At 73.3% G+C, this 3,558-nt stretch carries 1 protein-coding gene; it reads left to right on the top strand.

Features of this window, described 5'->3' with window-relative positions:
- Positions 1-3,558 (top strand): type I polyketide synthase (locus tag ACFSL4_RS35680; protein ID WP_381092091.1); only part of this gene is annotated, 3,558 nt, incomplete at both ends.

The following is a 3,558-nucleotide window of genomic DNA, read 5'->3' on the forward strand; positions in this document are numbered from 1 at the left end:
GGGAAGCACTGTTCGAGAATTCAGGCGCCCGAACTGTCGACCTCCCCACCTACGCCTTCCAACGCGACCGCTACTGGCTCACCTCCGACGTCACCCACACCTGGCGCGGCGGAGGAGCAGACCTCCTGTCCCCGGTCGACCACAGCTACCGCGTCGAGTGGCATGAGGTCGACGGCATGTCTCCAGTCGATCTGCCGGGAACTTGGCTTCTGGCTCTCGGCCCCGAGTTGGAAGACGGGTGGGCGGGCGTGGTGGAGACCGCCCTGCGTGCCCGTGGTGCCGACGTGCGCCGCCTCGTGGTGTCCGAGCGCGATCGCGCCCGACTCGCCGAGGACATCGCAGAGTTGGGTCACAGGGAGGCCCTGCTCGGCGTCCTCTCCCTCCTCGACGCACCCGACGAAGTGCCGGACACCCTCGCCCTGTGGCAGGCCCTCTCCGACGCAGGTGTCGAAGCCCGCCTCTGGTGCGTCACGCGCGGTGCCGTGTCGACCGGTCCCGATGACCCCGGCCCCCTCGGATCGGCCCAGCTTTGGGGCTTCGGCCGGATCGCCGCCGTAGAGGAGCCGCAGCGCTGGGGCGGCCTGATCGACCTGCCGGGCGGTGACGGCCATGCCGTCTCGTCGGAGTCGGCCGAGCGGCTCGTGGCCGTCCTCGGCGCCGCCGCAAGGGACACGGGCGGCGAGGACGAGACCGCCATACGCGGTTCGGCGATCCTGGCCCGGCGTCTCGTGCGCGCCCCTGCCACGGCGCAGTCGGAAGGCGGCGGCGCGGCAGGGACAGAGCCCTGGAAGCCGACCGGCACCGTCCTGATCACCGGCGGCACCGGCGGGCTCGGCAGCCGGGCGGCGCGCTGGGCCGCGGCCAACGGTGCCGAGCGGCTGGTGCTCCTCTCCCGCAGCGGCCTCGCCGCGCCCGGTGCCGCGGAGCTGGCGGACTCGCTGACCGGTGACGGGGTGCCGACCACGGTCCTCTCCTGCGATGTCACCGACCGCGCGGCGCTCACCCGGGTGGTCGGGGACCTGAAGGGCGCCGGGCTCGACGCCGTGCTGCACCTGGTCGGTTCCGGTGCCGACGACGCGGAGGGGCGGCACCTCGTCGACGTGCCCGCGGACGAGCTGCTCTCCGTGACCGCTCCCGGAATCCTTGGCGCCACCCACCTGGACGAGCTGATCGACGACCCCGCGACGCGGTTCGTGCTGTACGGCTCCCTCGTCGGGGTCCTGGGATCCCCCGGGCTGGGTGCGCAGGCGCTCACGGACACGTACACGCAAGCGCTGGTCGAACGGCGCCGGGCGCGGGGGCTCGCCGGCACGGTGATCGCCTGGGGCCCGTGGGCCACAGGGGACGCGGGGCCGCGCCACGGCCGGGGCATCGGGCTCCTCGATCCGGCAGCCGCGTTCGACGGCCTGGCCCGGGCCGTGGCCGACCGGGCCGAACCCGGGCGCGTCGTCGCGGACATCGACTGGGACGAGTTCCTGCCCGAGTTCACTGCCGCCCGGCACCGGCCGGTGCTCGCCGCCCTGCCCGAGGCAAAGGGCCGGCAGCCCGAGCGCGATGGAGCCTCGGACTGGCAGCGTGCCGTCGCCGAGCGGCCGGCCGCCGAGCGGTTCGCCTTCGTCCTCGACGCCGTACGACGAGAGGTCGCCCAGGTCCTGGGGTACGTGTCCACGGACGCGGTGGCGGACGAACGCGCCTTCAAGGACGTCGGGTTCGACTCGCTCGCGGCCGTCGAGCTGCGCAACCGCCTGCGCGCGGTCACCGGCCTCGACCTGCCGACCACGCTCGTTTTCGACTACCCCACCCCGCTCGTCCTCGCCGCGTACCTGCTGGACCTGGACCGGCAGAGCGCTGCCGACGACGGCCTCGCACAGGAGATCCCGGCTGCCGTGCCCGCCGACGAGCCGATCGCGATCGTCGGCATGGCCTGCCGTTACCCGGGCGGCGTCGACTCGCCGGAGGCGCTGTGGCGGCTCGTCGCGGACGGCACCGACGCCGTCTCCGAGTTCCCCGCCGACCGCGGCTGGGACATCGAGGACCTGTACGACACCGACTCCGACAAGCCAGGCAAGACCTACACGAAGCAGGGTGGCTTCCTACCCGAACTACCGCTATTCGATGAGCAGTTCTTCGGCATCTCGCGCCGCGAGGCCCGCTCCCTCGACCCGCAGCAGCGGCTGCTGCTGGAGACGTCCTGGGAGGCGTTCGAGCGGGCGGGCCTCGACCCGCACGCCCTGCGCGGCAGCCGCACCGGCGTCTTCGTCGGCTCCAACGGCCAGGACTATCCGGACCTGCTGACCGGCCGCCCCGAGGACTACGACGGCTACCTGATGACCGGGAACGCCGCCAGCGTGATGTCCGGCCGCCTGTCCTACAGCTTCGGCCTGGAGGGCCCGGCGGTGACGGTGGACACCGCCTGCTCGTCGTCGCTGGTTGCCCTGCATCTCGCGGCGCAGGCGCTGCGCTCCGGCGAGTGCTCCCTCGCGCTCGCGGGCGGCGTCGTCGCCATGACCACCCCCAACACGTTCGTCGAGTTCAGCAGGCTGCGCGCGCTGTCGCCCGACGGCCGGTGCAAGGCGTTCTCCGCCGACGCGGACGGCACCGGGTGGGCGGAGGGCGTGGGCATCCTCGTCGTCGAACGGCTCTCCGACGCACGGCGCAACGGGCATCGCGTCCTCGCCGTGGTGCGCGGCAGCGCCGTCAACCAGGACGGTGCCTCCAACGGGCTGACCGCCCCGAACGGCCCCTCCCAGCAGCGTGTCATCCGGCAGGCCCTCGCCAACGCGGGACTGCGCCCCGGCGAGGTGGACGCGGTCGAGGCGCACGGCACGGGCACACCGCTGGGCGACCCGATCGAGGCCCAGGCACTCCTCGCAACTTACGGACAGGGCCGGGATGCCGAACGGCCGCTGTGGCTCGGCTCGTTGAAGTCCAACATCGGCCACACCCAGGCCGCCGCCGGTGTCGGCGGGGTCATCAAGATGGTGATGGCACTGCACCACCAGGTCCTGCCCAGGACCCTGCACGTGGAGGAGCCCACCCCGAAGGTCGACTGGTCGTCCGGGACCGTACGGCTACTGAGCGACGCCCGGCCGTGGCCGCGCGACGAGGCGCCCCGCCGGGCCGCCGTCTCCTCCTTCGGCGCCAGCGGCACCAACGCCCACCTCATCGTCGAAGAAGCACCCGAGGCGCATCCGGAGGCCGAGCCCCGTGAAGACGAGACCACCCCGCGGCCCTGGCTACTCTCGGCCCAGACCGAAGCGGCCCTCGCGGACCAGGCCCGCAAACTCCTGACCCACCTCGACCGCGAATTCGGGCGCACGCCCGCCGACATCGGCTGGTCGCTCGCCACTACGCGCGCGGTCTTCGACCACCGGGCAGTCGTCGTCGGCGCAACAACGGACCTCCTCCGCGCCGGACTCGAAGCCCTCGCGGCCGGCTTGCCCGCCGCCAACATCGTGACCGGCGCCGCCCACGCGCCTCGCGGCTCCATGCGCCGACCCGTCTTCGTCTTCCCTGGTCAGGGGGGTCAGTGGGTGGGGATGGCGGTGGAGTTGCTGG

The sequence above is a fragment of the Streptomyces caeni genome (assembly GCF_042678285.1).
Taxonomy (GTDB): domain Bacteria; phylum Actinomycetota; class Actinomycetes; order Streptomycetales; family Streptomycetaceae; genus Streptomyces; species Streptomyces caeni.